The sequence below is a fragment of the Streptomyces sp. NPDC101178 genome (genome assembly GCF_044767965.1).
GTDB lineage: Bacteria > Actinomycetota > Actinomycetes > Streptomycetales > Streptomycetaceae > Streptomyces.
Genome location: NZ_JBIWOZ010000006.1, coordinates 94,574 through 121,096, shown reverse-complemented (window position 1 = coordinate 121,096; position 26,523 = coordinate 94,574). Strand labels below are relative to the sequence as shown.

At 69.1% G+C, this 26,523-nt stretch carries 23 protein-coding genes and 2 pseudogenes; 12 read left to right on the top strand and 13 right to left on the bottom strand.

Annotated features, from left to right (window positions below):
• The first annotated feature begins 1 nt into the window (after position 1).
• Positions 2-586, top strand: coding sequence for a DUF998 domain-containing protein (locus ACIRR8_RS18860; protein ID WP_404065774.1), 585 nt, complete (start codon positions 2-4; stop codon positions 584-586).
• A 49-nt stretch (positions 587-635) separates the two neighbouring features.
• Here ACIRR8_RS18860 and ACIRR8_RS18855 read toward each other — a convergent pair whose 3' ends face one another.
• The gene (locus ACIRR8_RS18855; RefSeq protein ID WP_404065772.1) at positions 636-1,820 is read right to left on the bottom strand and encodes a GDSL-type esterase/lipase family protein; all 1,185 of its coding nucleotides are present in this window, start codon (positions 1,818-1,820) and stop codon (positions 636-638) included.
• Between the two features lie 28 nt (positions 1,821-1,848).
• Positions 1,849-2,421 carry a TetR/AcrR family transcriptional regulator gene (locus ACIRR8_RS18850; protein ID WP_404065769.1) on the bottom strand — a complete coding sequence of 191 codons (573 nt, stop codon included), beginning with the start codon at positions 2,419-2,421 and terminating at the stop codon, positions 1,849-1,851.
• A gap of 82 nt (positions 2,422-2,503) precedes the next feature.
• On the opposite strand from ACIRR8_RS18850, the gene ACIRR8_RS18845 reads away from it, so the two are divergent.
• Positions 2,504-2,995, top strand: a complete 492-nt coding sequence (locus tag ACIRR8_RS18845; RefSeq protein WP_404065767.1) for an FBP domain-containing protein — start codon at positions 2,504-2,506, stop codon at positions 2,993-2,995.
• A 32-nt stretch (positions 2,996-3,027) separates the two neighbouring features.
• Here the strand turns inward: ACIRR8_RS18845 and ACIRR8_RS18840 are convergent, their stop codons facing one another.
• Entirely contained in the window at positions 3,028-3,597 is a 570-nt protein-coding gene (locus ACIRR8_RS18840) for a DoxX family protein (RefSeq protein WP_404065764.1), read from the bottom strand.
• A 276-nt stretch (positions 3,598-3,873) separates the two neighbouring features.
• On the opposite strand from ACIRR8_RS18840, the gene ACIRR8_RS18835 reads away from it, so the two are divergent.
• The 4 genes from ACIRR8_RS18835 (at position 3,874) to ACIRR8_RS18820 (ending at position 7,293) form a co-directional block, all read left to right on the top strand.
• Positions 3,874-4,386, top strand: a complete 513-nt coding sequence (locus ACIRR8_RS18835) for a toxin-antitoxin system HicB family antitoxin (RefSeq protein WP_404065761.1) — start codon at positions 3,874-3,876, stop codon at positions 4,384-4,386.
• A gap of 100 nt (positions 4,387-4,486) precedes the next feature.
• Positions 4,487-5,329: a DUF4097 family beta strand repeat-containing protein gene (locus ACIRR8_RS18830; RefSeq protein ID WP_404065758.1), complete on the top strand. Its 843-nt coding sequence runs from the start codon at positions 4,487-4,489 to the stop codon at positions 5,327-5,329.
• 93 nt (positions 5,330-5,422) lie between these two features.
• Positions 5,423-6,505: an ATP-binding cassette domain-containing protein gene (locus tag ACIRR8_RS18825; RefSeq protein WP_404065755.1), complete on the top strand. Its 1,083-nt coding sequence runs from the start codon at positions 5,423-5,425 to the stop codon at positions 6,503-6,505.
• Complete coding sequence (locus ACIRR8_RS18820; RefSeq protein ID WP_404065752.1) at positions 6,502-7,293, top strand: ABC transporter permease; 792 nt, start codon at positions 6,502-6,504, stop codon at positions 7,291-7,293. The genes ACIRR8_RS18825 and ACIRR8_RS18820 overlap by 4 nt, the downstream gene beginning before the upstream one ends.
• 87 nt (positions 7,294-7,380) lie before the next feature.
• On the opposite strand, the gene ACIRR8_RS18815 is transcribed toward ACIRR8_RS18820, so the two are convergent.
• Positions 7,381-8,637, bottom strand: a complete 1,257-nt coding sequence (locus tag ACIRR8_RS18815) for a ricin-type beta-trefoil lectin domain protein (RefSeq protein WP_404065749.1) — start codon at positions 8,635-8,637, stop codon at positions 7,381-7,383.
• Between the two features lie 550 nt (positions 8,638-9,187).
• Between ACIRR8_RS18815 and ACIRR8_RS18810 the strand changes: the two genes are divergently transcribed.
• The 4 genes from ACIRR8_RS18810 to ACIRR8_RS18795 all read left to right on the top strand — a co-directional run bounded on the left by ACIRR8_RS18810 (position 9,188) and on the right by ACIRR8_RS18795 (position 16,659).
• Positions 9,188-12,025: a PQQ-dependent sugar dehydrogenase gene (locus ACIRR8_RS18810; RefSeq protein ID WP_404065747.1), complete on the top strand. Its 2,838-nt coding sequence runs from the start codon at positions 9,188-9,190 to the stop codon at positions 12,023-12,025.
• Positions 12,022-13,788, top strand: a complete 1,767-nt coding sequence (locus tag ACIRR8_RS18805) for a ThuA domain-containing protein (RefSeq protein ID WP_404065745.1) — start codon at positions 12,022-12,024, stop codon at positions 13,786-13,788. Before ACIRR8_RS18810 ends, ACIRR8_RS18805 begins: the two co-directional genes overlap by 4 nt.
• A 368-nt stretch (positions 13,789-14,156) precedes the next feature.
• Positions 14,157-15,407: a glycoside hydrolase family 64 protein gene (locus tag ACIRR8_RS18800; RefSeq protein WP_404065743.1), complete on the top strand. Its 1,251-nt coding sequence runs from the start codon at positions 14,157-14,159 to the stop codon at positions 15,405-15,407.
• Positions 15,408-15,927: 520 nt separating this feature from the next.
• Positions 15,928-16,659 carry a carbonic anhydrase gene (locus tag ACIRR8_RS18795; RefSeq protein WP_404065741.1) on the top strand — a complete coding sequence of 244 codons (732 nt, stop codon included), beginning with the start codon at positions 15,928-15,930 and terminating at the stop codon, positions 16,657-16,659.
• 604 nt (positions 16,660-17,263) lie between these two features.
• On the opposite strand, the pseudogene ACIRR8_RS18790 reads toward ACIRR8_RS18795, so the two are convergent.
• The 4 genes and pseudogenes from ACIRR8_RS18790 to ACIRR8_RS18775 form a co-directional block, all read right to left on the bottom strand.
• Positions 17,264-17,461 (bottom strand): annotated as a pseudogene (locus ACIRR8_RS18790) (hypothetical protein); the annotation flags it as partial.
• 374 nt (positions 17,462-17,835) lie between these two features.
• Positions 17,836-18,624, bottom strand: coding sequence for a calcium-binding protein (locus tag ACIRR8_RS18785; RefSeq protein ID WP_404065739.1), 789 nt, complete (start codon positions 18,622-18,624; stop codon positions 17,836-17,838).
• Positions 18,625-18,927: 303 nt separating this feature from the next.
• Positions 18,928-19,572: a DUF5707 domain-containing protein gene (locus tag ACIRR8_RS18780; protein WP_404065736.1), complete on the bottom strand. Its 645-nt coding sequence runs from the start codon at positions 19,570-19,572 to the stop codon at positions 18,928-18,930.
• A gap of 36 nt (positions 19,573-19,608) precedes the next feature.
• On the bottom strand, positions 19,609-19,737 hold the full coding sequence (locus tag ACIRR8_RS18775; protein ID WP_404065733.1) for a hypothetical protein: 129 nt from the start codon (positions 19,735-19,737) through the stop codon (positions 19,609-19,611).
• A gap of 564 nt (positions 19,738-20,301) precedes the next feature.
• Between ACIRR8_RS18775 and ACIRR8_RS18770 the strand changes: the two genes are divergently transcribed.
• Positions 20,302-20,634, top strand: coding sequence for a trypco2 family protein (locus ACIRR8_RS18770; RefSeq protein WP_404065731.1), 333 nt, complete (start codon positions 20,302-20,304; stop codon positions 20,632-20,634).
• Positions 20,635-21,083: 449 nt separating this feature from the next.
• Here ACIRR8_RS18770 and ACIRR8_RS18765 read toward each other — a convergent pair whose 3' ends face one another.
• On the bottom strand, positions 21,084-21,329 hold the full coding sequence (locus ACIRR8_RS18765) for a hypothetical protein (RefSeq protein WP_030815810.1): 246 nt from the start codon (positions 21,327-21,329) through the stop codon (positions 21,084-21,086).
• Between the two features lie 505 nt (positions 21,330-21,834).
• A pseudogene (locus ACIRR8_RS18760) lies at positions 21,835-23,037 on the bottom strand (IS3 family transposase).
• 104 nt (positions 23,038-23,141) lie between these two features.
• On the opposite strand from ACIRR8_RS18760, the gene ACIRR8_RS18755 reads away from it, so the two are divergent.
• Entirely contained in the window at positions 23,142-23,426 is a 285-nt protein-coding gene (locus ACIRR8_RS18755; protein ID WP_404065728.1) for a DUF5133 domain-containing protein, read from the top strand.
• Between the two features lie 571 nt (positions 23,427-23,997).
• Here ACIRR8_RS18755 and ACIRR8_RS18750 read toward each other — a convergent pair.
• From ACIRR8_RS18750 to ACIRR8_RS18740, 3 genes are all read right to left on the bottom strand, one after another.
• On the bottom strand, positions 23,998-24,183 hold the full coding sequence (locus ACIRR8_RS18750; RefSeq protein WP_404065726.1) for a hypothetical protein: 186 nt from the start codon (positions 24,181-24,183) through the stop codon (positions 23,998-24,000).
• A gap of 21 nt (positions 24,184-24,204) precedes the next feature.
• Positions 24,205-24,636, bottom strand: coding sequence for a hypothetical protein (locus ACIRR8_RS18745; protein WP_404065723.1), 432 nt, complete (start codon positions 24,634-24,636; stop codon positions 24,205-24,207).
• Positions 24,637-25,145: 509 nt separating this feature from the next.
• Complete coding sequence (locus ACIRR8_RS18740; RefSeq protein ID WP_404065720.1) at positions 25,146-26,288, bottom strand: hypothetical protein; 1,143 nt, start codon at positions 26,286-26,288, stop codon at positions 25,146-25,148.
• Between the last annotated feature and the right edge of the window lie 235 nt (positions 26,289-26,523).

The following is a 26,523-nucleotide window of genomic DNA, read 5'->3' as shown; positions in this document are numbered from 1 at the left end:
GATGCGATCTGCTCCTTGGTGGGCTCTGCTCTCCTCCGGGTGTGCCCCGGTGCTGCTGGTCGGTTCCTGGACGATCGCGCAGCTGCGGCAGGGCCCGGCGTACGACCCCGCGACGCAGACCCTGAGCGTGCTGGCGTCCTACGGGGCCGGCAGCTACTGGCTGATGACGGGCATGCTGCTGGTGCTGGGCACGTGCTACGTGGTCACGGCGCACGCGCTCCGGGCGGCGTCGTTCGCCGGGCGGGTCGCCCTGGCCGGCGGCGGACTGTGCGCCCTGGCCCTGACGCTGGTTCCGGCACCGAGCAGCGGCGGAGCCACGGAACACGGGGCCGTGGCCACCGCGGGCCTGGTCCTGCTCGCGGTATGGCCTCCCCTCGCCGCCGTCTCGGGAAAGGGATCGGTTCCGTGGGGGCTGAGGCTGGACGTGTCGCTCGCCGCGAGTGCGTTGATGGCGGCGACCGCGTTCTGGTTCCTGGCCGAATTGCAGGGCGGGGGCGCGCCCGGCATCGCCGAGCGGGTCGTGACGTTCCTTCAGGCGCTGTGGCCTTTCCTGGTGGTGGTCTCCTGCCGGCGGAGTCCGCGCTGACCGGGGAGTGTGTTGCCGTGGGACTGAAGGAGGGGGCGGGCTCCTGGCGTCAGCGGTTCTCCGCCGCGAAGGGCCCGCCGTCGCCGAACGCGAGGTCGGCGAAGCGGCCGGCGATACGCCGGTGGGCGGCGGGGTCCGGGTGCAGGTCGTCGGGCAGCGGCAGCTCGGCGTGGTCGGTCGCGCCGTAGAGGGCGAGGCCGTCGAGGTGGTGCAGGTGCGGATCGGTGGCGGCGCGCTGCCCGACGAGCCGCGCCAGCTCGTCCCGGATGACGGTGAGCGTCAGTTTCCCGGCGGCGGTCTCGGCGGGATCCCCGGTGGCGACGAACCGCAGCCGCCCCTCGCTCATCGCGCTGAAGTCCGGGGCGCACGGGCCGGGCGTGTTCTCGTGGATGGGGCAGAGGATCGGCGAGACGACCAGCAGGGGCGTGGTGGGGTGGCCCTCGCGGATGGTGTCGAGGAACCCGTGGACGGCCGGGCCGAACGCGCGCAGCCGCATCAGGTCGGCGTTGACGAGGTTGATGCCGATCTTGACGCTGATCAGGTCCGCCGCGGTGTCCCGTATGGCGCGGGCGGTGAACGGGTCGAGGAGGGCGCTGCCGCCGAACCCCAGGTTGATCAGTTCGGCCCCGCCGAGAGCCGCCGCCAGCGCCGGCCAGGTGCCGGTCGGGGTGGCGGCGTTGGAACCGTGGCTGATGGAACTGCCGTGGTGCAGCCAGACCGGCCGGCCGCTGGGCAGCGGGACAAGGACGGGCGCGTCGGTGCGCAGGGCGACGAGTTCGGTGGTCTCGTCGTGCGGCAGCCAGATCTCGATGCCCTTCTCACCGTCCGGCAGGCCGGTGAACCGCAGGGTCTCCACAGGACCCGGGCGGCTGTGCGCGGTCCCCGAGGCCAGGTCGACGGTGAGCGTGTCGCCCTCAGGCGCACTCGCCCGGCCCGCGAGGTGACCGTCCACGAGGAGCTCGTACACCCCGTCGGGACGCGGCGGCGCTCCCGGGTAGACCCGCTTGGTGGCGACGACGTCAAGCTCGACGGCGGTGGCCCGGCTGCGGAAGGCCAGCCGGACCCCGGAGGGCTGCGACTCGGCCATGGCCAGCTGTCCGTCGGGGATCTGCTCCCGGGCGTGGGCGGGCAGCCGGTGGGGCAGTACGCCGCGTCCGGTGCGCTCCAGGTCGAGGGCGCCGCGCAGGATGTCGTGGGTGATGGGGGTGGCGGTCCACCCGTGGTGGGTGTTCATCTTCCGGGCTCTCCTCGCAGGGTGAGGGTCAGGAGGGGGCGGGCCAGTTGCGCAGCAGGGCGTCGAGGGCGCCCAGGATCTCGGTCCAGCTCACCTGGGAGGCGGGGGCGCTGTGGCTGAAGCCACCGGCCGCCTCCAGGCCGACGTATCCGCTGAAGACGCTGCCCAACAGCCGTACGGCATGAGTCTGCTGGACCTCCGTCAGGTCGTAGCCGCGCAGGATGGCCCGCATCATCCGGGAATGCCGTACGCCGGCGCTCGCCGCCGCCGCATCCGGGTCGAGCCGGAACTGTGCCGCGGTGAAGCGGCCCGGGTGCCGGCGGGCGTAGTCGCGGTACGCGTCGGCGAAGGCGCTGAGCGCGTCCTTGCCGGCCCGTCCCGCGATCGCGGCGGCCGCCTCGTCGGCGAGCTCCTCCAGGGCCAGCAGTGCGATCTTCGTCTTGAGATCGTGGGCGTTCCTGACGTGCGAATACAGGCTCGCGGTCCTGACGCCCAACCGCCGGGCGAGTTCGGACGGGGTCACCTGCTCGAAGCCGATCTCGTCCGCGAGCTCGGCCCCCGCTGTCACCACGCGCTCCGCGGCCGGTCCTGTCTTCGCCATGCCACCCTCCGAACACTTCCCAGTGAATGCCTAAGGAAATATACGTTTGCCTAATGACTTTAGGCAAATTAGCGTGGCTGTCATGAAACCGCTGACCGAGCAAGAGATCCGTGCCTCGTTCGTGAACTGCACCAAGGGCGAGGCCAAGCGCCTGAACATCCCCCGCGACCTGGCCGAACGACCCTGGGACGATCTGGACTTCCTGGGCTGGCGCGACCCGCAGGCCCCCGACCGGGCGTACCTCGTGGCCGGCTGGGACGACCGTCCGGTCGGCGTCCAACTGCGCTCCTCGGACGCCGGCTCCTGGCAGACCCGCCGCAGCATGTGCTCGATGTGCGTGACCGTCCACACCGGGGGCGTCTCCCTGCTGGTGGCCCCGAAGTCAGGCAAGGCCGGCCAGCAGGGCAACTCGGTCGGCGCCTACATGTGCAGCGACCTGGCCTGCTCGCTCTACGTACGCGGGAAGAAGGACGCTGGCGTCGGCGCGCGGCTCAAGGAGTCGCTCACCCTGGAGGAGCAGATCCAGCGGACCGTGGGGAATCTCGCCGCGTTCATCGCCAAGGTGACCGGCTGACCTGAAACCCCTCCGGCAGCGGCGCCACCGGGTTACGGCAGCCGTTTGCGGGCCGCCTCGACGACATCCGTGACGCTCTCCACCGCACTGCCCGCCGCATCACCGACCCGGCCGGCGGCGGCATGCGCCTGGTGGGCGACGGCGTCTGAGGCATGACCGGCGGCATGGCGGGTGCGGTAGGCGAGCGAGGGCTTGCCGTGGGTGTCGGCGGCGGCGATGAGGAGCCCGCCGAGCAGGGACGCGTTCTTGAGGAACTGGATCCGCTGGGCCGCGCGCTTCTCCGGGTCCTCGATCGTCCAGAAGCTATGGGCGGCCAGGGTCGTCGGCACCAGGGTCACGGCGAGAGCTGCCGAGGCCAGCCGGGGCGCACGCCCCAGCGCGAGCAGGAGGCCCGCACCGAGCTGTACGGCCCCGTTCAGGCGTACGAGGCTCTCGGGATCTTCCGGCAACAGGGACGTCCGCCGTCCGATCGCCGAGGTCACGCGATCGGTCACGGGCTCGGCGACAGGGACCAGGGGTGCGGGATGGCGCACCGCGTTGTACCCGCCACTGACGAACATCGATGCGAGCAGGGGGCGGGCGACCTTGCGCAGAACAGTCATGACGGTCGGCTGCCCCGCCGCGCGGAGAGGCACACGCTCCCATGCCCGGCGTCCTTCGTTCGGCGGCAGCCCGCAGAGGGCCCCCTCCTGACGGGGTAGCTCGCAGAGGGCCGCCCTCTCCTGACGGGGCAGCCCGCAGAGGGCCGCCCTCTCCTGACGCCGCCTGGCCTCGCGTGGTGCCATGAGCGGGCGCCGTGGCGCCATGCGGTGCCGCCTGGCGCCGTTCGGTGCCATGAAGGCTTGCAATTGGTGCCACGATGATGCCATCATGGCGTCATGGACCTCACCCCGTATGTCGACTCCCTCCGCCGCGAACTCGCGGTGGCCGCCGAAGCCGGCGGCGACGAAGCCCGTGCGCTGGCGGAGAGGCTCACCGCCCCTCTGGAGTCGGCGACAAGGCTGACCATGCTCCATGTGCTCTCCGCCGCGATGGACGAGATCACGCGCGAACTCGCCCCCGGTTCTGTCGATGTGCGGCTGCGCGGGCTGGATCCCGACTTCGTGGTGACACTGCCGCAGACCGGCGACGGGGCCGCCCCGGAACCGGCCGAGCCCGTTCAGCCGCTCAGGGCCCCGGCCGACGGCGACGACAGTGCTGCCGCCCGGGTCAATCTGCGTCTGCCGGCCCACCTCAAGGCCCGTGCCGAGGAGGCCGCGGCCGGTGAAGGGCTGTCGGTCAACGCGTGGCTGGTCCGGGCGGTGGCGTCTGCGGTCGACGGCGGCGCCCGGCCGCGTACGACGGAGAAGACCCGGACCGTCGGGCAGAGCTTCACTGGCTGGGTGCGCTAGCCGCCCCGGCCGGCGCACCTCTGCCGCTCCGTACCACTTCACGCACACACCACGTCCCACCAGCGGGGACGTCTCCAGCACCCATGAGGACGGGACAGCCATGCCTTCTTTCGACACACCCGGACCCATCTCGGTCACCGCGCATGTGGAGGCCGGCTCCATCCAGTTCACCGCGGGCGACGGCCCCGCCACCGTCGTCGACGTAAGGCCCCGGGACCCGAAGCGGGACCAGGACGTGCGGACGGCCGGGCAGACCGGGGTCACGTACGTGGGCGGCGCACTCGCCGTGCGGACGCCCAAGCCCGGACTGCTCGGCCGCATCGGCACCGTGGATGTGACGGTCGAACTGCCCGAAGGCTCACGTGTCGACGTGACCGGCGCCTGGCTCCAGGTGCTCGGCGAGGGACGGCTCGGCGAGGTCGGCGTGAAGACCTCGTCCGGCGACGTCCGCCTCGACGCGACCGGCCCGCTGAAGCTGACCGCGTCGCACGGCTCGATCACCGTGGACCGGGTCGACGGCCCGGCCGAGATCACCACCAGCTCCGGCAGTGTGCGCGTCGGCCTCGTGGACGGCGCCGCCGTCCTCAAGAACTCCCACGGCACCACGAGCGTCGACGCGGCAGGCGGCGACCTGCGGGTGAGAGGTGCCAACGGTGACATCCTCATCGCGCGCGCCGAGGGCTCGGTCACCGCGACCACCGCACACGGCACTCTGCGTCTCGCCGAGGTGGCCCGAGGAACAGTGCAGCTGGAGACCTCCTACGGCGCCATCGAGGTCGGCGTCCGTGAATCCACCGCCGTCTGGCTCGACGTCAGCTCGGGCTCCGGCCAGGTGCGCAACGCGCTGACCGCGTCGAAGGCCCCGGAGGAGGGTGAGGACTCCGTCAGGATCCGCGCCCGTACCCGGCACGGCAACATCGACATCCGCCGCGCCAAGCCCTGACCGGGAACCGTCCCAGGCTCACCGGCCCTCTCCTGGCCGCCGCGTCCCACGTCAACCACCTTCACAAGGGAGGGCCTCGTGCCCCTATCTGTCATGCCCACATCCAGTTTGGCTGCCGGTCACACGCCGCCGGACGCGGTCTCCGCCGTCGGTCTGCGTAAGGCGTACGGCGGCAACACCGTCCTCGACGGCATCGACCTGCACATCCCGGCCGGATCGGTGTTCGCACTGCTCGGGCCGAACGGCGCCGGCAAGACCACCGTCGTCAAGATCCTCTCCACGCTCATCACCGCCGACGGGGGCCAGGCCCAGGTCGCGGGTCACGATGTCACCGCATCCCCGGACGGCGTACGGGCCGCGATCGGCGTCACGGGGCAGTTCTCCGCTGTCGACGGGCTGATCACCGGCGAGGAGAACATGCTCCTCATGGCGGACCTGCACCACCTGTCCCGGCGCGAGGGCCGACGGGTCGCCGCGGAGCTGCTGGAACGGTTCGGCCTCACCGACGCCGCGAAGAAGCCCGCGCAGAGCTACTCCGGCGGGATGAAGCGCCGCCTCGACATCGCCATGACCCTCGTCGGCGACCCGAAGATCATCTTCCTCGACGAGCCGACCACCGGCCTCGACCCGCGCTCCCGCCGCACGCTGTGGCAGATCATCCGCGACCTCGTGTCGGGAGGCACCACCGTCTTCCTCACCACCCAGTATTTGGAGGAGGCCGACCAGCTCGCCGACCGTATCGCCGTCCTCGACGGCGGCAGGATCGTCGCCGAGGGCACCGCGGAGGAGCTGAAACGGCTCATCCCCGGTGGACACGTACGACTGCGCTTCCTCGACCCGGCCGCGTACGGGGCCGCGGCCGCAGCCCTTCCCGACGTCAGCCGGGACGATGACGCGCTCGTCCTGCGGGTCCCCAGCGACGGCAGCCAGCGCGAACTGCGCGCCGTCCTCGGCCGACTGGAGTCGGCCGGTACCGAGGCGGACGAACTGACCGTGCACACCCCCGACCTCGACGACGTGTTCTTCGCCCTGACCGGCGCCACCGTGGCCGGTGAGGCCGGTGAGGCCGGTGAGGCCGGTGAGGCCGGTGAAGCCGGCGTGACCGAGCAGGCCGACGTGACCGATGAGACCGAGCAGACCGTCCGGACCGACCAGCCCCAGGAGACCGCCCGATGAGCTCGCTCACCCTCGCCGTACGCGATTCGTCCACGATGCTGCGCCGCAACCTCCTGCACGCGCGGCGCTATCCGTCCCTCACCCTGAACCTGCTGCTCACACCGATCGTGCTGCTCCTGCTCTTCGTCTACATCTTCGGCGACGCGATGAGCTCGGTCATCGGCAGCGGCGGCCCGGACCGCTCCGCGTACATCGCCTACGTCGTCCCGGGCCTGCTGCTGATGACGATCGGCAGCACCGTGGTCGGCACCGCCGTCTCCGTGTCCAACGACATGACCGAGGGCATCATCGCCCGCTTCCGTACGATGGCGATCCACCGGCCCTCGGTGCTCATCGGCCATGTCGTCGGCAGCGTGCTGCAGTCGGTCCTCAGCGTGGTCCTCGTGGGCCTCGTCGCCTTCGCCATCGGCTTCCGCTCCACGGACGCGACCGCCGTGGAATGGCTGGCGGCGTTCGGGCTGCTTGTCCTCTTCGCCACGGCGCTTACCTGGATCGCGGTCGGCATGGGGCTGGTCAGCCCGAACGCCGAGGCCGCGAGCAACAACGCGATGCCGCTGATCCTGCTGCCCCTCCTCTCCAGCGCCTTCACCCCGGTCGGCTCCATGCCCGGCTGGTTCCGGCCGATCGCCGAGTACCAGCCGTTCACGCCGGCCATCGAGACCCTGCGGGGCCTGCTGCTCGGCAGCGAGATCGGCCACCACGGGTGGCTCGCCCTCGCCTGGTGCCTGGGGCTTGCGGTGCTCGGCTACCTCTGGTCGGCCGCGAAGTTCAACCGCGACCCGAGGTGACGGCGGTGGTGGGGGGGGGGGGGGGCGCCCCCCCCCCCCCCCCCCCCCCCGCCACACCGACTCAGCAGGCGGTGGGCCGGGCGTTCATCACGCTACGGTCCACTTCTGGTTGGGCGTACCGGAGCAGGTCCACAGCTGGGTGCGGGTGCCGTTGGCCGAGGAGCTGCCGATGGCGTCGAGGCACTTGTCGGCCGGGATGGAGACGATGTCGCGGGCGGCGGGGACCGCCCAGCGTTGAGCGCCGGTCCCGTTGCAGTCCCACAGCTGGACGAGGGTGCCGTTGGCGGTGGATCCGTCCTTGGCGTCGAGGCACTTGCCGAGGGCGCGGATGGTGCCGTCGGAGCGGACGTCCCACTGCTGAGCGGCGGTGCCGTTGCAGTCGTAGAGCTGGACGGCGGTGCCGTTGGCCGAGGATGCTCCCGCCACGTCGAGGCACTTTCCGCCGATGCCCCGGATGGTCTTGGCGCCGGCGGGCGGCGTGTCGGTGGTCACGCGCACGTAGTCCACGACGAGTTGCTGCGGGAACCGGGTGGAGCTGTCGGGGTCGCCGGGCCAGTAGCCGCCGACCGCGAGGTTCAGGATGATGAAGAAGGGCTTGTTGAAGACCCACTGGCGGCCGCCGAGGTCGGCGGGCGTCCGGGTCTGGTAGACGTTCCCGTTCACCGACCACCTGATGGAGTTGGGGCTCCAGTCGATGGCGAAGGTGTGGAAGGCGTCCGCGAAGGCCGCGCCGCCCGGCAGGGTGTAGCCGGCGCCGATGCCGCCGGAGCCGGAGTAACCCGGTCCGTGGAGCGTGCCGTGGACGGTGCCCGGCTCGAATCCGACGTTCTCCATGATGTCGATCTCACCCGAGGCGGGCCAGCCGACGTTGCCGAAGTCGCTGCCGAGCATCCAGAAGGCGGGCCAGATGCCCTGGCCGCGCGGGAGCTTCATACGGGCCTCGACGCGTCCGTACTGGGCGGTGAACTTGCCGGCCGTGTTGAGCCGGGCCGAGGTGTACTCGCACCGCCCGTACCAACAGTTGTAGTTGGCCGGATTCTCTCTCTTCGCCGTGATCACGAGGTTGCCCTGCCCGTCGAGCGCGGCGTTGTTCGTGCCCGAGGTGTAGTACTGCCGCTCGTGGTTGTTGACGTTGTCGCCGGTCTCCAGCTGCCACCTGGAGGTGTTGACGCCGGAACCGGCCGGGCCGTCGAAGTTCTCGTCGAAGGTCACGGCGGCGGGGGCGACGGCACCGGCGGCCGGGGCCGGGGCTGCCTGCACGGCGGTGGGGGTGAGGACCGCGAGGCTGAGGCAGGCGGCCGCCGCCAGCCAGGTGAGGGATCTGTGGCGCCAGGACGTGCGCATGGGGCATCACATCGCTTTCGTGGGGGCGTGCGGAGACGGGCGGGGACCAGCAGATGCGACGTGTCCATGACAGGATGATGGCTGTTCCTGGATGCCGACAGCCCTTGAGCGGACACGAAGTGAAGTGATGTGGGATGGCCGGGGGCGGCAGTGTTCAACAGTTGGCGATAACGATTTAAGGAGCGCGCCGCAGGCCCGTCAAGGCGTTCGTCTGGACCAATTCCCTTACTCGATACGCAACATGACGGAACAACAGATCTGGACGGCACGGCTTCCGGCTGCCGCCGCACCCTCGCGAGGACCGGCGGGCCACCCCGTAGGCACGCTTCGACGTCGAGCTCGACCAGCCGCTTTGTCCCGCCAGTAGAGAAAGTTGAGGCTGACTACGTCAAAGGGCTTTCTGGTCCGCGAAAAAGCCATTACCTTCCTGCTCTGTACCGAACGACAGGACCTGAGCGCTCCTCCCTCCCCCCGGGAGCACCCAGGTCTCCGGCGCGACGGCGCGCGCCTGTGCTCCAGACCTCACCCCGTCACCACACGGAGGACGCGCGTGCACAGGAGACTCACCCGACCCGTCGCGGCACTGGCCTGCGCCTTGCTCGCCGCCGCGGGGGCCCTCACCGTCCAGCAGAGACCCGCTTCAGCGGCGCCCGACCCCGTGCCGAGCGTTGCTGCCGATGGGTTCCAGCAGGTCACTCTCGCCAAGGGCGTGGCCGAGACCGGCGAGCCCATGACGCTCGCGGTGCTGCCCGACCGGTCTGTCCTGCATACCTCGCGGGACGGCACTCTTCGCCTCACCGACGCGGCCGGTACCACGAGGACCGCTGGGAAGCTGGATGTCTACTCGCACGACGAAGAGGGCCTCCAAGGCGTGGGCGTGGACCCGGCGTTCACCACCAACCGCTTCGTCTACCTCTACTACGCGCCGAAGCTGAACACCCCCGCGGGCGACGCGCCCGCGGGCGGGTCGGCGGCCGACTTCGCCCCCTTCGACGGCGTCAACCGGCTCTCGCGCTTCGTCCTCAGAACCGACGGAACCCTCGACACCGCCAGCGAGAGGAAGGTCCTCGACGTCCCCGCGAGCCGCGGTCTGTGCTGCCATGTCGGCGGTGACATCGACTTCGACGCGCAAGGGAACTTGTACCTTTCCACGGGCGACGACAGCAATCCTTTCGCTTCCGACGGCTACACGCCCATCGACGAGCGCCTGAACCGCAACCCGGCGTACGACGCGCAGCGCTCGTCGGGGAACACGAACGACCTGCGTGGCAAGGTGCTGCGGATCAAGGTCGCCGCCGACGGCAGCTACACCATTCCGTCCGGCAACCTCTTCGCGCCCGGAACCGCGCGGACGAGGCCGGAGATCTACGCCATGGGCTTCCGCAACCCCTTCCGGATGAGCGTCGACAAGCCCACCGGTATCGTCTATCTCGGCGATTACGGCCCCGACGCGGGTACGGCGAACGCGGGACGCGGACCGGCCGGCCAGGTGGAGTTCAACCGGATCACCAAGGCCGGCAACTACGGCTGGCCCTACTGCGTCGGAAACAACAGCCCCTACGTGGACTACAACTTCGCCACGTCCACCTCGGGCGCCACGTTCTCCTGCGCCGCACCGAAGAACACCTCCCCGAACAACACCGGCCTGACCGACCTGCCCCCGGCCCAGCCCGCCTGGATACCGTATGACGGCGGTTCCGTCCCCGAGTTCGGCAACGGCTCGGAGTCACCCATGGGCGGGCCCGTCTACCGTTACGACGCTGCCTCGGCGTCCGCGGTCAAGTTCCCGCAGAGCTTCGACGGCGACTACTTCGCGGGCGAGTTCGGCCGCAAGTGGATCAAGCGCATCGAGCAGGGCTCCGACGGCGCCGTGCAGTCGATCAACGCCTTCCCCTGGCAGGGTACCCAGGTCATGGACATGGCCTTCGGCCCGGACGGCGCGCTGTACGTCCTGGATTACGGCACGGGCTACTTCAACGGGGACGCCAACAGTGCGGTCTACCGCATCGAGTACGTCACCGGAGGCCGCGCCCCGCTCGCCAAGGCCATCGCCAACCGCACCTCGGGCCAGGCCCCGCTGGCGGTCGCGTTCTCCTCGGCCGGAACCTCCGACCCCGACGGCGACCCGCTCACGTACGCCTGGAAGTTCGGCGACGGGGGTACCTCCTCGGCCGCGAATCCCTCGCACACCTACACCGCCAACGGGCGCTACACCGCCGAGCTGACCGTCTCCGACGGCACCGGCAACACCGCTACCGCCTCCGTGATCATCACGGTCGGCAACACCGCACCCACCGTCACCCTCGATCTGCCCGCCGACGGCTCGATCATCGACCCGGGCGCGGCCGTTCCCTTCAAGGTCACGGTCACCGATCCCGAGGACGGCACGATCGACTGCTCCAAGGTGAAGGTCACCTTCATCATCGGCCACGACAGCCACGGCCACCCGCAGACCTCCGCCACTGGCTGCTCCGGCACCGTGCAGACGATCGCCGACGGCGAGCATGATCCCAACGCCAACATTTTTGGTGTCTGGGATGCGGAGTACACTGACAAGGGGGCGAACGGCCAGCCCGCGCTGACCACGCACGACCAGAACATCAGCCAGGGCAGCAAGCGCCAGGCCGAGCACTTCGGCGGTTCCTCCGGTATCCAGATCGTCGACAAGGCCTCGGCCAACGGCGGAAAGACCGTCGGTTACATCGACAACAACGACTGGATCTCCTTCACGCCGTACCTTCTCTCCAACGCCACCAGGCTGACCGCCCGGGTCTCCTCCGGCGGATCGGGAGGCACGCTGGAGGTTCGCGCCGGTTCGCCCACCGGCACGCTGCTCGGCTCGGCCGCGGTCCCGGTCACCGGCGGCTGGGACACCTTCCGCGACGTGAGCGCGGACCTGGCCAACCGGCCGGCCGCCACCACCACGCTCTACCTCGTCTTCAAGGGCGGCAGTGGCTCGCTCTTCGACCTGGACGACTTCACCTTCACCACCGGTCAGACCACCCCGGCCGGACGTGACCTGAGGGGCATCGGCGGCAAGTGCGCGGAGGCCGCGGGCGGGTCGGGCGCGGACGGCACGCAGATCCAGCTGTGGACGTGCAACCAGACCGCCGCGCAGAAGTGGACGGCGGGTGCGGATGACACGTACCGGGTGCTGGGCAAGTGCCTGGACGTGAGTGGTGCTGGTACGGCGGATGGTACGAAGATCCAGCTGTACGGGTGCAACGGCACGGGCGCCCAGAAGTGGGTGGCCCAGGCCGACGGAACGTTGAAGAACCCGTCCTCCGGGAAGTGCCTGGATGCTGCCGGGGTCTCCTCGGCGGACGGTACGAAGCTCCATCTGTGGACCTGCCACACCGGCGCCAACCAGAAGTGGAGCCTGTCATGAGCCGACGACTCACCCGTCTCGCCAGTTGGGCCGCCTGCGGCCTGCTCGCTGCCGCCACTTTGCCGGCGGCAGTTTCCACGGCCGCCGCACCGGGCCGGGAGGCGTCTGTTGTCACGTCGTCGGTGGCCGCCGCCGCTGCTGATCCGGTGTATGACGTGCTGGTCTTCTCCAAGACCGCAGGTTTCCGTCACGACTCCATCCCGGCGGGCGTTACTGCCCTGCGTCAGTTGGGCGCTGCCAACAATTTCACCGTCACGGCGACCGAGGATGCCGCTGCCTTCACCTCGGCGAACCTCGCTGGTTACGAGGCGGTGGTTTTCCTCTCGACCACCGGTGACGTCCTGAACGCGGCCCAGCAGAATGCCTTCGAGGGGTACATCGAGGCGGGCGGCGGTTACGTGGGCATCCACGCGGCGGCCGACACCGAGTATGACTGGGCCTGGTACGGCGGCCTGGCCGGCGCTTTGTTCAAGTCCCACCCGCACATCCAGCCGGCCACGGTCAGGGTGGAGGACCGTGCCCACGACGCCACCGCGCACCTCGGCCCGACGTGGCAGCGGACCGACGAGTGGTACGACTACCGCACCAATCCCCGGACTTCTGCTCACGTCCTGGCCTCGCTGGATGAGTCGTCCTACAGCGGCGGCACGATGGGCGGTGACCATCCGATCGCCTGGTGCAAGGAGTACCGGGGCGGGCGCGCCTTCTACACCGGCGGCGGTCACACGGCGGAGTCCTACGCCGAGACAGCCTTCCGCCGGCACGTGCTCGGCGGCATCCGCTGGGCCGCGGAGATGACGGAGGCCGACTGCCGCCCGGAGACGGGCTACACCACCTTGTTCGGCACTTCGGGGACCGCGGGGTGGAAGCAGGCGGGCCCGGGCTCCTTCACCGACGCCGACCACACGCTGACCTCCCAGGGCGGCCTCGGCCTGTTCTGGTACCAGGCGAGGGAGTACACGTCCTATTCCCTCAAGCTCGACTGGCGCCAGGCCGGTGACGACAACTCGGGTGTCTTCGTGGGCTTCCCGACCTCCGACGACCCGTGGTCGGCGGTGAACAACGGCTACGAGATCCAGATCGACGCCACCGATGCTCCCGACCGCACCACCGGGGCCGTGTACGGCTTCAAGTCCGCCGATCTCGCCGTACGGGATGGGGCTCTGAACCCGCCGGGGGAGTGGAACACGTACGAGATCCTGGTCGAGGGCGAGCGTCTGCAGCTTTTCCTCAACGGGCGCAAGATCAACGACTTCACCAACACCGACCCCGCCCGCAGCCTCCAGCAGGGCCACATCGGCCTGCAGAACCATGGCGAGGGCGACGACGTGTCCTTCCGTAACATCCGGATCAAGGAGCTCGGCGGCACGACCGGCCCCAAGGAGGGCGCTGTCACCGGCATCGGCGGCAAGTGCGTCGATGTGGCGAACGGGTCGAGCGCGGACGGCACGCAGATCCAGCTGTGGGCGTGCAACCGGTCGGCCGCGCAGAGGTGGACGGCGGGTGCGGATGACACGTTGCGGGCGCTGGGCAAGTGTTTGGACGTGAGTGGTGCCGGTACGGCGGACGGTACGAGGGTCCAGCTGTGGACGTGCAACGGCACAGGCGCGCAGAAGTGGGTGCCGCAGCCCGGCGGAACGTTGAAGAACCCCTCCTCCGGCAAGTGCCTGGACGCTGCCGGGGTCTCCTCGGCGGACGGCACGAGGCTGCACCTGTGGACCTGTCACACCGGCGTCAACCAGAAGTGGGTACTTCCTGGCTGAGTGGTTCTTTTTTGGCTCCGGGGTCGCTGCGGGAGGTGGTGGTTCCGGGACCGGTCGCTGTGTGGGGCCGGTGGCGGCGGTGTGGCGTGGCGCCGAAACGCGCCCGCCGCCGTTTTTTGCGTGCGGGGGGCCGGTGTGGTGGGGGCCGGGGGTTGGGCTGTTGGGTCCGGCGGGGCTTTGGCTTGTGGGCCGGGCCGGGGCATCGAGACATCAGGGCGAAGTGGGACTCATCTCCCTTGTGGGTGTAAGGAGTTGGGCCGGGTTCGTTGACAGCGCCCTGTCCCGGCAGGATTCTGAGAGCGCTCTCAGAATCGATCTGGGACCTCTACCGTTCCACCCGCGGATCCAACCCGATGAGGAGGACGTGCATGCCTGTTTCCTGGAGAGGCCTCGCTTCACTGACCGCCGCGCTGGCGCTGGCGGCCGGCCTGACCACCGTCGCCGGCCAGGCCACCGCTGCCGGCCTGACCACCGCTGCCGGCCAGGCCGCCGCTGCCGGTCAGGCCACTGCCGGGGCGGCGGTCCCCGCGACCATCCCGCTGACTCTCACGAACGACTCGGGCCGTAGCGATCAGGTCTACGTCTACAACCTGGGAACGCAGTTGTCGACGGGCCGTCAGGGCTGGGCCGACGCGAACGGGACGTTCCACCCGTGGCCGGCCGGGGGCAATCCGCCCACTCCGGCGCCGGACGCGTCGATCGCCGGGCCGCGCAACGGGCAGTCGATGACGATCCGGATGCCGAAGTTCTCCGGCCGGGTCTATTTCTCGTACGGCCAGAAGCTCGTCTTCAAGGTCACCACGGGCGGTCTTGTCCAGCCGGCGGTCCAGAACCCGAGCGACCCGAACAGGAACATCCTGTTCAACTGGACCGAGTACACGCTCAATGACGCGGGCCTATGGATCAACAGCACGCAGGTCGACATGTTCTCCGCCCCGTACTCCGTCGGTGTCAGGGCTCCCGGCGGTGCTGTCAAGTCCACCGGGCGCCTCAAGCCGGGCGGCTACAACGCGGTCTTCACCTCGCTCAGGAACCAGCCCGGCGGCTGGGCGGGTCTGGTCCAGACCAGGTCTGACGGAACGGTCCTGCGCGCGCTGTCTCCGGGCCACGGTGTCGGCGCGGGTGCGCTGCCGGCGGGCATCATGAACGACTACGTCAACCGGGTCTGGAGCCGCTACAGCACCTCCACGCTGACGGTGACCCCGTTCGCGCACGAGCCGAACACCAAGTACTACGGCCGGGTGTCCGGGAACGTCATGAACTTCACCAACAGTGCGGGCGCGGTCGTGACCTCGTTCCAGAAGCCGGACTCGGACAGCATCTTCGGCTGCTACAAGCACCTGGACGCCCCGAACGATCTGGTCCGGGGCCCGATCTCGCGCACGCTGTGTGCGGGCTTCAACCGCTCCACCCTGCTGAACGGTACGAACCACCCCGACAACAACGCGGCGAACTTCTACAAGGACGCCGTGACCAACCACTACTCCCGCTTCATCCACGCGCAGATGGTGGACGGCAAGGCGTACGGTTTCGCCTTCGACGACGTGGGCGCCCACGAGTCGCTCGTCCACGACGGCAACCCGCAGGAGGCCCGGATCACCCTGGACCGCTTCAGCTGACCGGCTCCCGGTCCCGGGTCCCGGCTTCCGGTTCTCGGGTCCCGGCTTCCGGCTCCCAACTCCCGGCTTCCGGCTTCCGGCTTCCGGTTCTCGGGTTCCGGCTCCCGGCTCCCGGCTCCCAACTTCCGGTTCTCGGGTCCCGGGTCTCGGGTCCCGGGTCTCGGCTCCCGGTCCCGGCTTCCGGTTCTCGGGTTCCGGCTCCCAACTCCCGGGTCCCGGCCTCCGGCTTCCGGCTCTCGGGTCTCGGGTCCGCTGGACCACTGCGCCGTCTGCGTGCCGTCTCGACCGGCACGCAGACGGTATCCGTCCGGCCTGAGTCCGCTCGCTGCTCGCGGTGTACGCCTGCCGGGGGCGAACGCGCGGGCGGCTCCGCCGGAGGGCAAGGTTCCAGGCCTGCGGCGGCGGCGGACGCCAGGGGGCACCAGGGCTGCGGCTGCCCAAGAGACACTCAAGACGCGGCCAAGTCTTGTCCAGTACCAAAGTCCGGTGAGGGAAGGGGAGTTACCGTCCGCTGGTGAAAATGACCCGACCTGCCCAGATACCGGCGGCACCCACGCGCCGCACCCTTCTCCGTGCCTCCGCCGCCACCGCGGCAGGAGGCGTTCTCGTAGCCGGCGCTTCGCCCGTGGGAGCGGTCACCAGGCCGCCGGCGGAGCGTTTGTCGAGACCCGCGACACCTGCGGCCGCGCTGGCCGCACTCTCCGCGGGCAACCATCGATGGCGTACGTACCACCAGCAACACCCTCACGAGGCCCGCTCCCTCCGCCGCTCGCTGGTGTCCGGCCAGTCGCCCTTCGCCCTGATACTCGGCTGCATCGACTCCCGGGTGCCACCGGAGCTGGTCTTCGACCAGGGGCTCGGTGATCTGATGACCGTCCGCTCGGCCGGTGAGGTCCTGGACGAGGCGGTGCTCGGGAGTATCGCCTACGGCGTACTGGAACTGGGTATCCCGCTGGTCCTGGTCCTGGGACACCAGTCGTGCGGTGCGGTGGCGGCCGCTGTGCACGCGGAGGAGACGGGGGAGCGTCTGCCCGCGCACATCCAGTACGTGGCCGACCAGATCAAGCCCGCGATCGTGCACGCGCAGCACGGCGAGGCACGCGTGGACGCCACGGTGAGCGCACAGGTCCGACTGACCCGCTCCCGTCTGGCGGCCGAGGCCGATCTCGCGGCCAAGGTGGCTGCCGGGGAGCTGGAGATAGCAGGCGCGCGATATGAGCTGAGTACGCAACGGGTGCATCGAGTGGGCTGACTCGCTCGACACGCCTTGCTGCGCACTCTGTTCCAGGCTCGTGGATGTTCACGAGAGGCGGTGGGAGCGGGCCGGCGGGACCGTGGCTCGGCCGAGGGGGGCGGCAGTCAGGGATGAACGGAGCCTGGCCAGCGCTGGGCCGCTTCTTCAGGGTCTTGCGTGATGATCAGCATGAACACGGAAACCTGTGGCCGGGCCGAGCCGGCCGCTCTCCGTGAGATCTGCGCGCAGCGTTCCGGGGCGCCGCCGGCCGGTTGGGAGGTGGTGCGGTTCTTCGAGGCGGAGCACGGCCTCATGCTGCCGGAGCCCTGCCGTACGTTCGTGGCGGAGGTCTGCGACGGCCTGGGGGAGGGGCCGCCGTACTACGGTCTGCTGCCTTTCGCGCAAGCATCTTCTGACTGGGGTTCCGGCTGTCCCGGGCGCCTGCTCGCCGAGCCGTTCCCTCCTCGCATCGACGTGGATGCGGGAGAGCGCCGGGGAGGGAGAGGAGGCGTTGTCGGAGCAGGAGTTCGAGGCCCACATGGACGCCGTGTTCGACCACGGCTCACTTTTCCAGGCTGGCAGTTCAGCCTGGTCGCGTTCGCGGTGGTGGGGCATAACCAGGCGGGCTGATCCCGAGAGCCGAGCCGGTGTCCCGCAGGGCGTGCCGGGCACGGTAGGTCTCGGGCATACCGGTGAACGCCGTACACTCCTCGCCGAACCGATCGATGATCCGGTCGTAGACCTCCAGCCGGCGGGCGGACTCGACGTCGATGCCGATGTCCGGGGGCGAGGAGCGGCGCTCGCTAAGAAACCGCTTGAACCGAACCTCCGCCCGACAGGCAGTTCGAAGCCGACGGGCGGAGCGCCGCCGTGGCCGCACGACCGTATGGTCTTTTCCCCACCCGAAGGATGAGCGGAAGCGCCGCTCGTCCAGTGCGAGTTCCAGCCGAAGGTTCCGCCGCGCAAGGGGCGGTAGCCCCTCGAACTTGTCCGCCGAACGGTCACGGTGACCGTTCGGCGGACGTTTCCGTGTGTGTGGTGCAGGCGTACGGGACCGAGCGCTGGCCGGCGACCGGGCGTCAGCACCGCAGGTAGCGCCGGCACCGCTCATTCCCGGCCGCGCGGCCGTCACCGACGCGTATTCATCGCGGACTCGCGGGCCCTCTGTTGAAGGACAGGTGATCCTTCCGAGGGCTACTTCACGTCGATGTAGTCCGCAGCGGAGGCGATTGCCGGGCTGGTGGACGTGCCGGCGAAGGAGTAGCGGAAGTAGCCGTCCGCGGTGGCCCTTGTCGTCGTCCTCACGATGCCCTTGCTGTCCGTCCTGACGGTCTTGAGGGTCTTGTAGGTGCTGGTGCCCCTCTTCTTGAACTGGAGCGCCACCGGCTGCTTGGCGTAGCCCCCGTACGTGTAGGTCTCCCAGTTGGCGCGGGTCAGGGCGCCCGTGACGGTGATCGTCTTGTTCCTCTTCACCGGTTCCGGCGAGGCGTTCACTGTCAGCCTGGCGTTGCGCAGGACCTTCGCCTTCGCGGCGGGATCCTTGGTGTAGTAGTCACCGTCGTTGGCCAGGGCGTGGGCGCGCACGGTCCAGGTTCCGGCCGTGGTGTTGTCCTGGGGGTGGATGCGCGGGTTCATTTTCAGTGTGTGGGTGCAGGTGGTCGTGGTGGAGCTCTGGCGCACGCACTTGCCCGCGATGTTGTCGGGGCCCACGAGACCGTGGTAATCGCCGTTCGGCAGGGGTGTATGTCCCATCGTCGGCCAGGTTTTTCCCGTCTCGATGCCCGAGTTGTCCGTGGCGGTCACCGCGATGGTGAACGTCTTCACCTCCTTGGTCCCCAGGACGATGTCCTTCCCTCCGTTGACGACCACCTTCGTGATCCTGATGTCGCCTGAGAAGTCATCCGCCTGGGCGTCCACTGGAATGGTGAGCGTGGACAGGGCGAGAACCCCTGAGAAGCCCGCCACGGCGGTGCGGTGATGCATGAAAGCGTTTCTCCCATGTTCAAGCGCCTCAGGAACGTCCCGAGGCGAGCGGATGATGCCCACCCGGGTACGCGGGTGGCACGCACATGACCATCAAAAGCTGTTCTTGATCCCCGAATCCCCGAATCCCCGAATCCCCAGGTCACGCGCGGTGAGTCCGGAAAGGGAGCTTTGCCTGATCGTTCGTGGAACGGTCGCGGTGACCGTGCCACGAACAAAAGTGCCGTCGACGCCGGCGTCTGTGGGACTCCGGGCGGGCGGATTCGGCGGGGCGGTGTCCTGCCGAATCCGCCCGGTGCGGTTCTACTTCACGTCGACGTAGTCGCCCGCGGAGGCGACGGCCGCGGTGTTCGACTTGCCGGTGAAGCTGTAGCGCCAGGTCCCGTCGACCGTGGCCTTGACGGTGGTCTTGAGGATGCCGTTCGAGCCGGTCTTGACCGTCCTGAGGGTCGTGTAGCTCTTGGCGCCCTTCTTCTTGAACTGGAGCTGTACGGACTGGTTGACGTAGCCCTTGTAGGTGCCGGTGTCCCAGTTCGCGCGGGTCAGCTTCCCGGTGACCGTGATGATCTTGCCCTTCTTCACCGGCTCCGGGGAGGCGTTCACCGTAAGCTGCGTGAAGCTCTGGACGCCGACCCTGGAGACCGAGAAGTCCTCGAACCCGTCGCTATATCCGGTCACGGCGAAAGCGCCGACGTGCCACGCGGTTGCGTGAGAGTTGATCATCTCCGCCGGATCAAGAGTGATGGTGCCCGTGCAGGTCGTGGTGGTCGCGCTGACAGTCTTGCAAGAGCCTGACTTTGCGTCGGGGCGGAAGCCGAAGCTGTCCTCGTCATCGATGGACCTGCCGGCCCAGATGAACGCGGCAACGCTGCTGACACCGCCGAAGATGGGGCCGGCGGTGGCCGTGGCGGAGAAGGAGACCGTCTTCTTGACCTTGGTGCCGAGCACGATCGGCTTCCCGGCGTTGACAACAGCCGAGGTGATCTACGGGTCGCCGCTCGTCACGGTCTCGTCGAACACCTGCTTCGACGTGTCCTCGGCCTTGGGCTGGACGGCCGTGAAGCCGGGCTGCAGAGTCCAGGAACGCCCCTCATCGGCCTGTGCGGTTGGCACAGAGAGAGCGGAAAGAACGATGGCACCGGAAACGGCGGCCACCGTGGCACGAATACGCATGTGTCCCCAACGAAAGAAGGCCCCGGGGCAGGGCCCCGCGGGACCCAAGTGATCCACGAGCCGACTGGCTCACTGGATCGGACACTCGAATGCGGCCGATGGTTGTACGCACAAGCCGGTCAGGTCAGACCTTGTTTCTGCATCAGGACGACCCGTAGCGCCATGAAAAGACGTCACGCAGTGACGCCTCCAGAGCGCGACCGTCGCTGCCATGCCCGCCCTCGATTCAGGGCTTGAAAGCAGCTTCTGACTGTCGTACGCGCCCGTCGACAGCAGGTGCGTCCGCATCAGGCGGGCGGGGCTGTTCACGTCACAGAAGTTGAGCCCCCCCTTGCTTGTGAACATCGGTGCGAGGGGCGCCTTCCGAACGGCTGTCGAAACGCTGCTCTGTGACGAGGACAGAGTCAGGGTTGCGACCGGTCGAGTCGGGAGGCCCTTGCGCGGCCTTTGCGGTGTTCACATCGATCTGACTGGAAATCAGGTACTGGACGGGAGGCAGATCTTATGGATGTTCCGCCGGCTGATGCGGTCACGGCGGCGCGCGACGAGCTGCTCGAAGCCGCCGTGAGGGCGGGCCAGGACCTGGGGGTGGTGTTCGCGGTGGGTCCGGTGGAGATGGAGTTCGAGGTTGAGGTGCGCGCTGACGCGACGGTGAAGGGCAAGTTCAAGCTGTGGGCAGTCGGCGGCGAGGTGGGTGCAGGAGTCTCCCGGGCCCGCACCCACCGGGTCTCCTTCACTCTCACTCCCAAGCGCCCCGACGGCACGGACCTGCTCGTTCGCTCCGGGCAGGAGCGCCCGGACGGGCCCGGTAACGGGTGGGGGCGCATCCCGGACTGACACGGCCGGACCCTGGGCAAGGCGGAAGGAAAGCCGGGGGGGGGGGGGGCGGGCGTGGAGCAGCAGCGGGTGGCGGGGGTGACCGGGCCGAGCTCGACGCGCTGAAGGTGTTCGCCGAGGGGTCGTGCGAGGACACCGTCGTCCGCTACACACCGGCTGCCTGGTTACCGCCCGCTGCCTTGTCGACTGTGGCTGCTCGACGGCCGTAATGGACCCCTGGCGGGTCGGGCCCCAGTACCGACCAGTCGCGGGCCCTGCGGTCGTCGGCAGGCGGGCTCTCGGCGGCGCCTGAAAGGCAGAGGACCATGCGCTCCCGGATAGGGCGCGGCCGTTTCTACCCGCCGCTTCGATGTTCGTGCTGATCCGGATAGCTCGCACTCCACCGTGTCGTACTGTTCCGCTCCGTCCAGGCGGGCTTACTGCGGCCGGGACTCCAGTTCCGGAGGAGGTCAGTGGGTGATGGGGTGGAGGAGGTCGTGGTCGCGTTCGTAGTTCGCCAGGGCGAGGCCGAGGGCGAAGAAGGTGGGTGCCCATTCGCCGACGAAGATGCCCCACCGGTCGGCCCGCGCGGTGCCGGCTGGCTCGACTTTCATCGATCCGCACCAGGAGACGACGGACAAGCCGATCGAGGCGAACGCCGCGGTGTAGGCGTGCTCGGCTTTGAGGCCCTTCTCGTGCAACATCTTGACGATCATGTCACTCCAGTCGGTGCAGGGATACTGTCTCCATCCACCGTCGCCTCCGGACGCCGGGCCCGCATCTCGGAGCTTGTGGCGCCCGCCCCTCTACAGGTGGGCAGAGACGTTCCCTGGCGCCCGGAAGGCGTTCCAGCCGTACGACCGGGCAAACCTGCCCTGGCTCCGGTCCTCACACGGGGCATGAGCGCGGCTGTGTCGTCGAAGAGGCGCAGCCGCCCCTCAGCCAGGGCTGAGGGGCGGGCCGCCTCCGTGTCATCGGTATCAGCTGCTGGTCCAGGTGGTTGCGGCCTGGATGGGGGTGAGTCGGTGCCGCCCTGGAGAGGGGGCGGTTGCCCGCTGTGCTCAGGACCTTTCCGAAGGCGGCGATGAGGTCTTCGACCCGGGCGGTGGGCCCCGAACCGAAGTCTTGATCGCTGAGTCCCGTGTGGAGCCGACGATCGAGGAGGGCTGCAAGGTTGCAGGCGGCGAGTGGTAGGGCCTTGACCCCGGATTTTGAACACGTCTATGCGGCTTGGGCCAGGGTAGTTGCTGCTGGTCGGATGGCGTTCTCGTAGGCGATCGGGGATCGCTGGCCGAGGCGGGAGTGCCGGCGGCGGGTGTTGTATCGGGTCAGCCAGCGGAAGGCGTTGAGCCTGGCCTCGCCCTCGCTCGACCAGCCTTTGCGGCCCTTGAGCGTCTCTCTCTTGAAGGCGGCGTTGAAGCTTTCCGCAGCCGCGTTGTCCGCGCTGGAGCCGATGGCGCCCATGCTCTGACGGACCCCTGCTGACCTGCAGATTTCAGCGAATGCCCTGCTCGTGTATTGCGATCCGTGGTCCGTGTGCATGATCGCTCCGGTCAAGGTGCCGCGGGTCCGCTCAGCCGCCGTCAGGGCGTCGATGACAAGTTCCGTCCGCATGTGGTCAGCTATGGCCCAGCCGGCGTGAGGCGAGGTCGATGACGGTCGCGAGGTAGAGCGGATTCGCGCCGCTGACCGGCAGGTAGGTGATGTCGCCGACGTACTTTCTGTTCACCTTGGCAGCGGTGAAGTCACGGCCAATCAGGTCCGGCGCCTTCGACGCGGCCTGGTCCGCGACGGTGGTGCGGTGCCGGCGACGCAGACGAACGCCCTCGAGCCCGCTGGTCCGCATGATCCTGGCGACACGCTTGTGGTTGACCGCCGGGCCGCCCTCGTCACGGAGCTCCGCGGTGATCCTGGGGGCTCCGTAGGTGCCGTCGGAGTCCTGGTGGGCCTTGCGTATCCGGGCCGCGAGCCCGGCTTCGACAGCCTGGCGGGCCGCCCGTGCTGTCGCGGTCCGACGCCAGTAGTAGAAGCTCGAACGGGCCAGGCCGAGGATCTCGCAGAGCCGCTTCACGCCGTGACGGCGCTGGTGATCGTCAACGAACTGGTAGTGGTTCACCAGCGCGTCTCCGTCGTGAAATACTGGGCCGCCTTGCGGAGAATATCCCGTTCTTCCTCGAGCTCGCGGATCCTCTTGCGGGCGGCGGCCAGCTCCGCCTGAACGGCGTCGCCGACGGCCTGCGAGGTGGCCGGCGGCCCGGCATGGGCGTTAGGCCGGCGGCCGTCGGCGGCCCGGATCCAGTTCCTCAGCGTCTCGGTGTTCACCCCGAGATCACCGGCGACCGACTTGATCGTCGCTCCCGGCCTCGACCGGTACAACGCGACGGCGTCGGCCTTGAACTCGGCGGGGTAGTGCTTCATCCCCACGGGGACTCCGTTCTCCTGGACCATCAAGATCCAAGTGTCTCCGGTGTCCAAAACCCGAGGTCAAGGCCCGTGTTGCAACCCACAGATGTGACGGATGGTGACAGATGCTGATGCCCCGCCCCGAAACGGTGCGCCCCTTGCTGGCTCGCTACAACGAACTGCAGCTGGAGCACTCCAGGGACTCCGCGACGGAGCTGAGCCGAAACCTGGAGGACGTGTCGTACACACTGTGCGTCACCACCGGCACCCGTACTATCCAGGACGCGCTGTTGAGCGCAGAGAGGATCTTGCGTACGCCCGCTCCCGCGATATCCGCGATAGCGGCGGAAACCGAACAGCGAGAGCGTCCGGGCTCGCCCACGAACACCCCGCAGCCCACTGCGACCTAATCCAAGCGTTGCGTCACGCTGGACCTTGAGCTGTCTCACTGCAGTTTGCCTGAGCCACGGTGATCTGAGGCCCACACCAGCGAGCTCGGCGGCACCGAGCTACGAAGCGCATGCCTCGTGCCGGTGGCGCGAGGCACGCCACCCGCTGGGCGAGTCGGTGGGCAGGCCCCGTACCTCTAAGCTACGGGGCCTGCCGGGCAGCTTGTTGAGCTGCCGCCCGGTCTGGTTCAGGAGCGCGGCGAGCTCTCCAGGAACCGGCCAACGCTGGCCTCGACCTCCCATGAAATGTTGGGACCAGTCGCCCCCGGGCCCTCAGACCGGTCCTTCACCGCAGTTCAGAAATTCCCTTCCCCGGATGGTCGGGCGCGCAAAAGCGATCGGGTGAACCGAGGGGAAGACCCGATTCCCCGATTCCCCACGAGGTCATCTCCCCGGCAGCCCTGCGAGGATCCGCGGGGGTAGGCGTGGGTGCGTCCGCTTCGATGCCGGTACGCTGCGTGAGTGCACCTGTCCGTGCGGCGGAGCGGTGGTGACACCCTTCGGTCGTCGAGAGGCCGCGGGAGAGTCCGATCTACCGCTGGGGGCGGCGGAGGACCCGAAGGCTCTGGGCGGTGAGGCTGATGGTGCTGCTTTCCTTGAACTCGACCTCGTCGGCATCGGCGAGGTCCGGATCGGCGGTGTCCAGGACGACTGTCCACGCCTGACCGAACGAGGCGGGAGGGAGCTGGAACCTGACCTCCTCCGACCAGCTGTTCACCAGAATCAGCAGGGAGTCCGCCTATTGCGGCCGGGCCGGATCGGTTGTTTCCTCGCCACGGATCTCGTCCCCGCAGAGGTAGAGGGCAAGGGCGTGGGTGTCGTCGCGTACCCAGTCGTCCTCGGCCATCAGCTCCCCGTCCGTCCGCAGCCAGACGGCCTCGGCCTCCTCGACCCGACCGCCCTGCTCCTCGGGCCCTCGCAGGAAGCGACGGCGGCGCAGCGCGGGCTGGCCGTGCCGCAGGGCGACGAGGCGGCGGGTGAACTCCAGAAGCCCTTCGCGCTCCTCGTCCAGCTCCCAGTCGATCCAGGACAGTGTGTTGTCCTGGCAGTAGACGTTGTTGTTGCCCTGCCGGGTGCGGCCCAGCTCGTCGCCGTGTGCGGGATCACGCCGCCGTGGATGGCCACGGCGGGGTGATCTGGGCCTGCAAGAGAGGCACCGTCTCGTAGTCAAACTCGCCCTGGGGTGCGAACACTGGCAGGGGACCGGGACCAGGACCGGGACCGGGAACGCGGCCGGTGTCCTGGTGGTCGTACGACGTCATCCAGCAATTATGGTCTTCTACTGCCGTCTGGCGTAATCGAGTTGGGGGGCAATCCGTCGGTTTCCGAGAGGGAACTGCGGAGTTCTGGCATAGGTGGGGCAGTGTGCGGTGGTGGCCGTTCGAGCGCTCTGCTCCGTGAGAGTCCCGGGCTCCTGTCGCATGACCGTTGGTCGCTCGGCCAGGAACCGCATGGTACGGCTGGGCAGAATCGACGACGGGTGGGCAAGCGCGCGAAGCTCCTGGCAGACACGGGTGATCTTGGCCGAGAACCCGTCTGACAGGAGCTTCGCGCGCTTGCCCAGGACTGCCCAACTCGCGGTGAGCCCTGCCAGCTTGAAGAGGGCTCACGATCCCGGTGATTCGGCCTGCTCCCTGAATGTGCAGTCATCAGGGGGAGAGGGGCCCGCTGCAGGTCGGCTCAGTGCTCGGTGTGGTCGCCGTAGCCGTAGCCGTAGCCGTAGCCGTAGCCGTAATCGGGCTTGTGGCTGGGGCCGGGCTCCGTCGGGGTGGGAGTCGGGGGCTTGGTGACCGGAGGCCTGGTGGTCGGGGGTGTGGTGGGCGGGAGGGTGGTGGGCGGGAGGGTGATCGGGGGGACCGTGACCGGCGGGACGGTGACGGGTGGGACGGTGACCGGGGGGATCGTGATGGGCGGGTCGGTCACCGGGGGAACGGTGATGGGGGGCACCGTGACGGGGGGAATGGTGACGGGCGGGATCGTGATGGGCGGGTCTGTGACCGGCGGTTGCGTGGGCGGAGGTGTGGTGGCGGGCGGTGAGGTGGTGGCGTCGCAGGTGACGTCCACGTGGCCGAGCTCGACGTCGACGAGGGGCCCGTCGTACAGCTCCTGGCCCTCTTCGTCGCGCAGGACGCCGGTGATGATGATGTCCAGGCCGGCCCGGGCGGAGCTCTGGGGCTGGTAGCCGCCGCCGGCGGGGTCCTCGATCTGGTCGTACCGGACGGTGAGGGTGGCCGTGCTGACGTCGTCGGCGCCGAGTTCCGCTCCGGTGACCTCCAGTTGGGTCGTTCCGGTGGGTACCTGGCGTCCCAGGACGCCGATGGTGTTGGAGTCGGTTCGAGCGTAGGCCAGGGCGAGCGGGCCGATGGGAGCGGGGATGCACTCGGCGTAGGCGTCCAGGGAGCCCACGCTGAGGTAGTCCCGGTCGTTCAGCGAGAGGGTGAACCCGGAGGCCTGCGCCTGTGCCCAGTTCCTGTCCGGTTCGGCGTTCGTCCTGGCGACCGCCTGGCCGCGTACGGTCAGGAAGTCCAGTACCCCGGACGGGTCGGAGAGGTCTCCGTTGTCAAGGCCCCCGTTCGGCGGGGAGCCGGCTGTGCCGAAGACACCAGCGAAGGCGTCCAGCCCGGCGGCGGGTGCGTCGGAGATGGTGAGGTCGGCCAGGACGCTGTTGGCCACATCACCCTCGGCGGCACGGGCGCCGGTGCCGGCCATCGTGAAAGCGGCGGCGGTCACGGTCGCCCCCGTGACCACGGCCAGCGCGGCGCGGAACGCGGAACGCCGCACACGGCGACGCGCCTCGTCACGGAGGAGCAAGGTTGTCGGCATGCCTTAATGGGAACCTATCAATGATGCAAGTCGGGGGATTCACGGCCAAATAGGTGTGTCGACTCTCCGGGAGAACAGAACCTGCCGACTGCGCCGCACACACGGCCTGTTGTGCCGCCACCGGTGACTCCGGAGAGGGGCGGAGGTGGCTGGTGCATCAGAGTGATGCGCACCGCAAAGCGACCCTGGCGACCCGGCTGAAGCGAGCTGAGTTCGCGGGGTGAGCCTGGGCCCG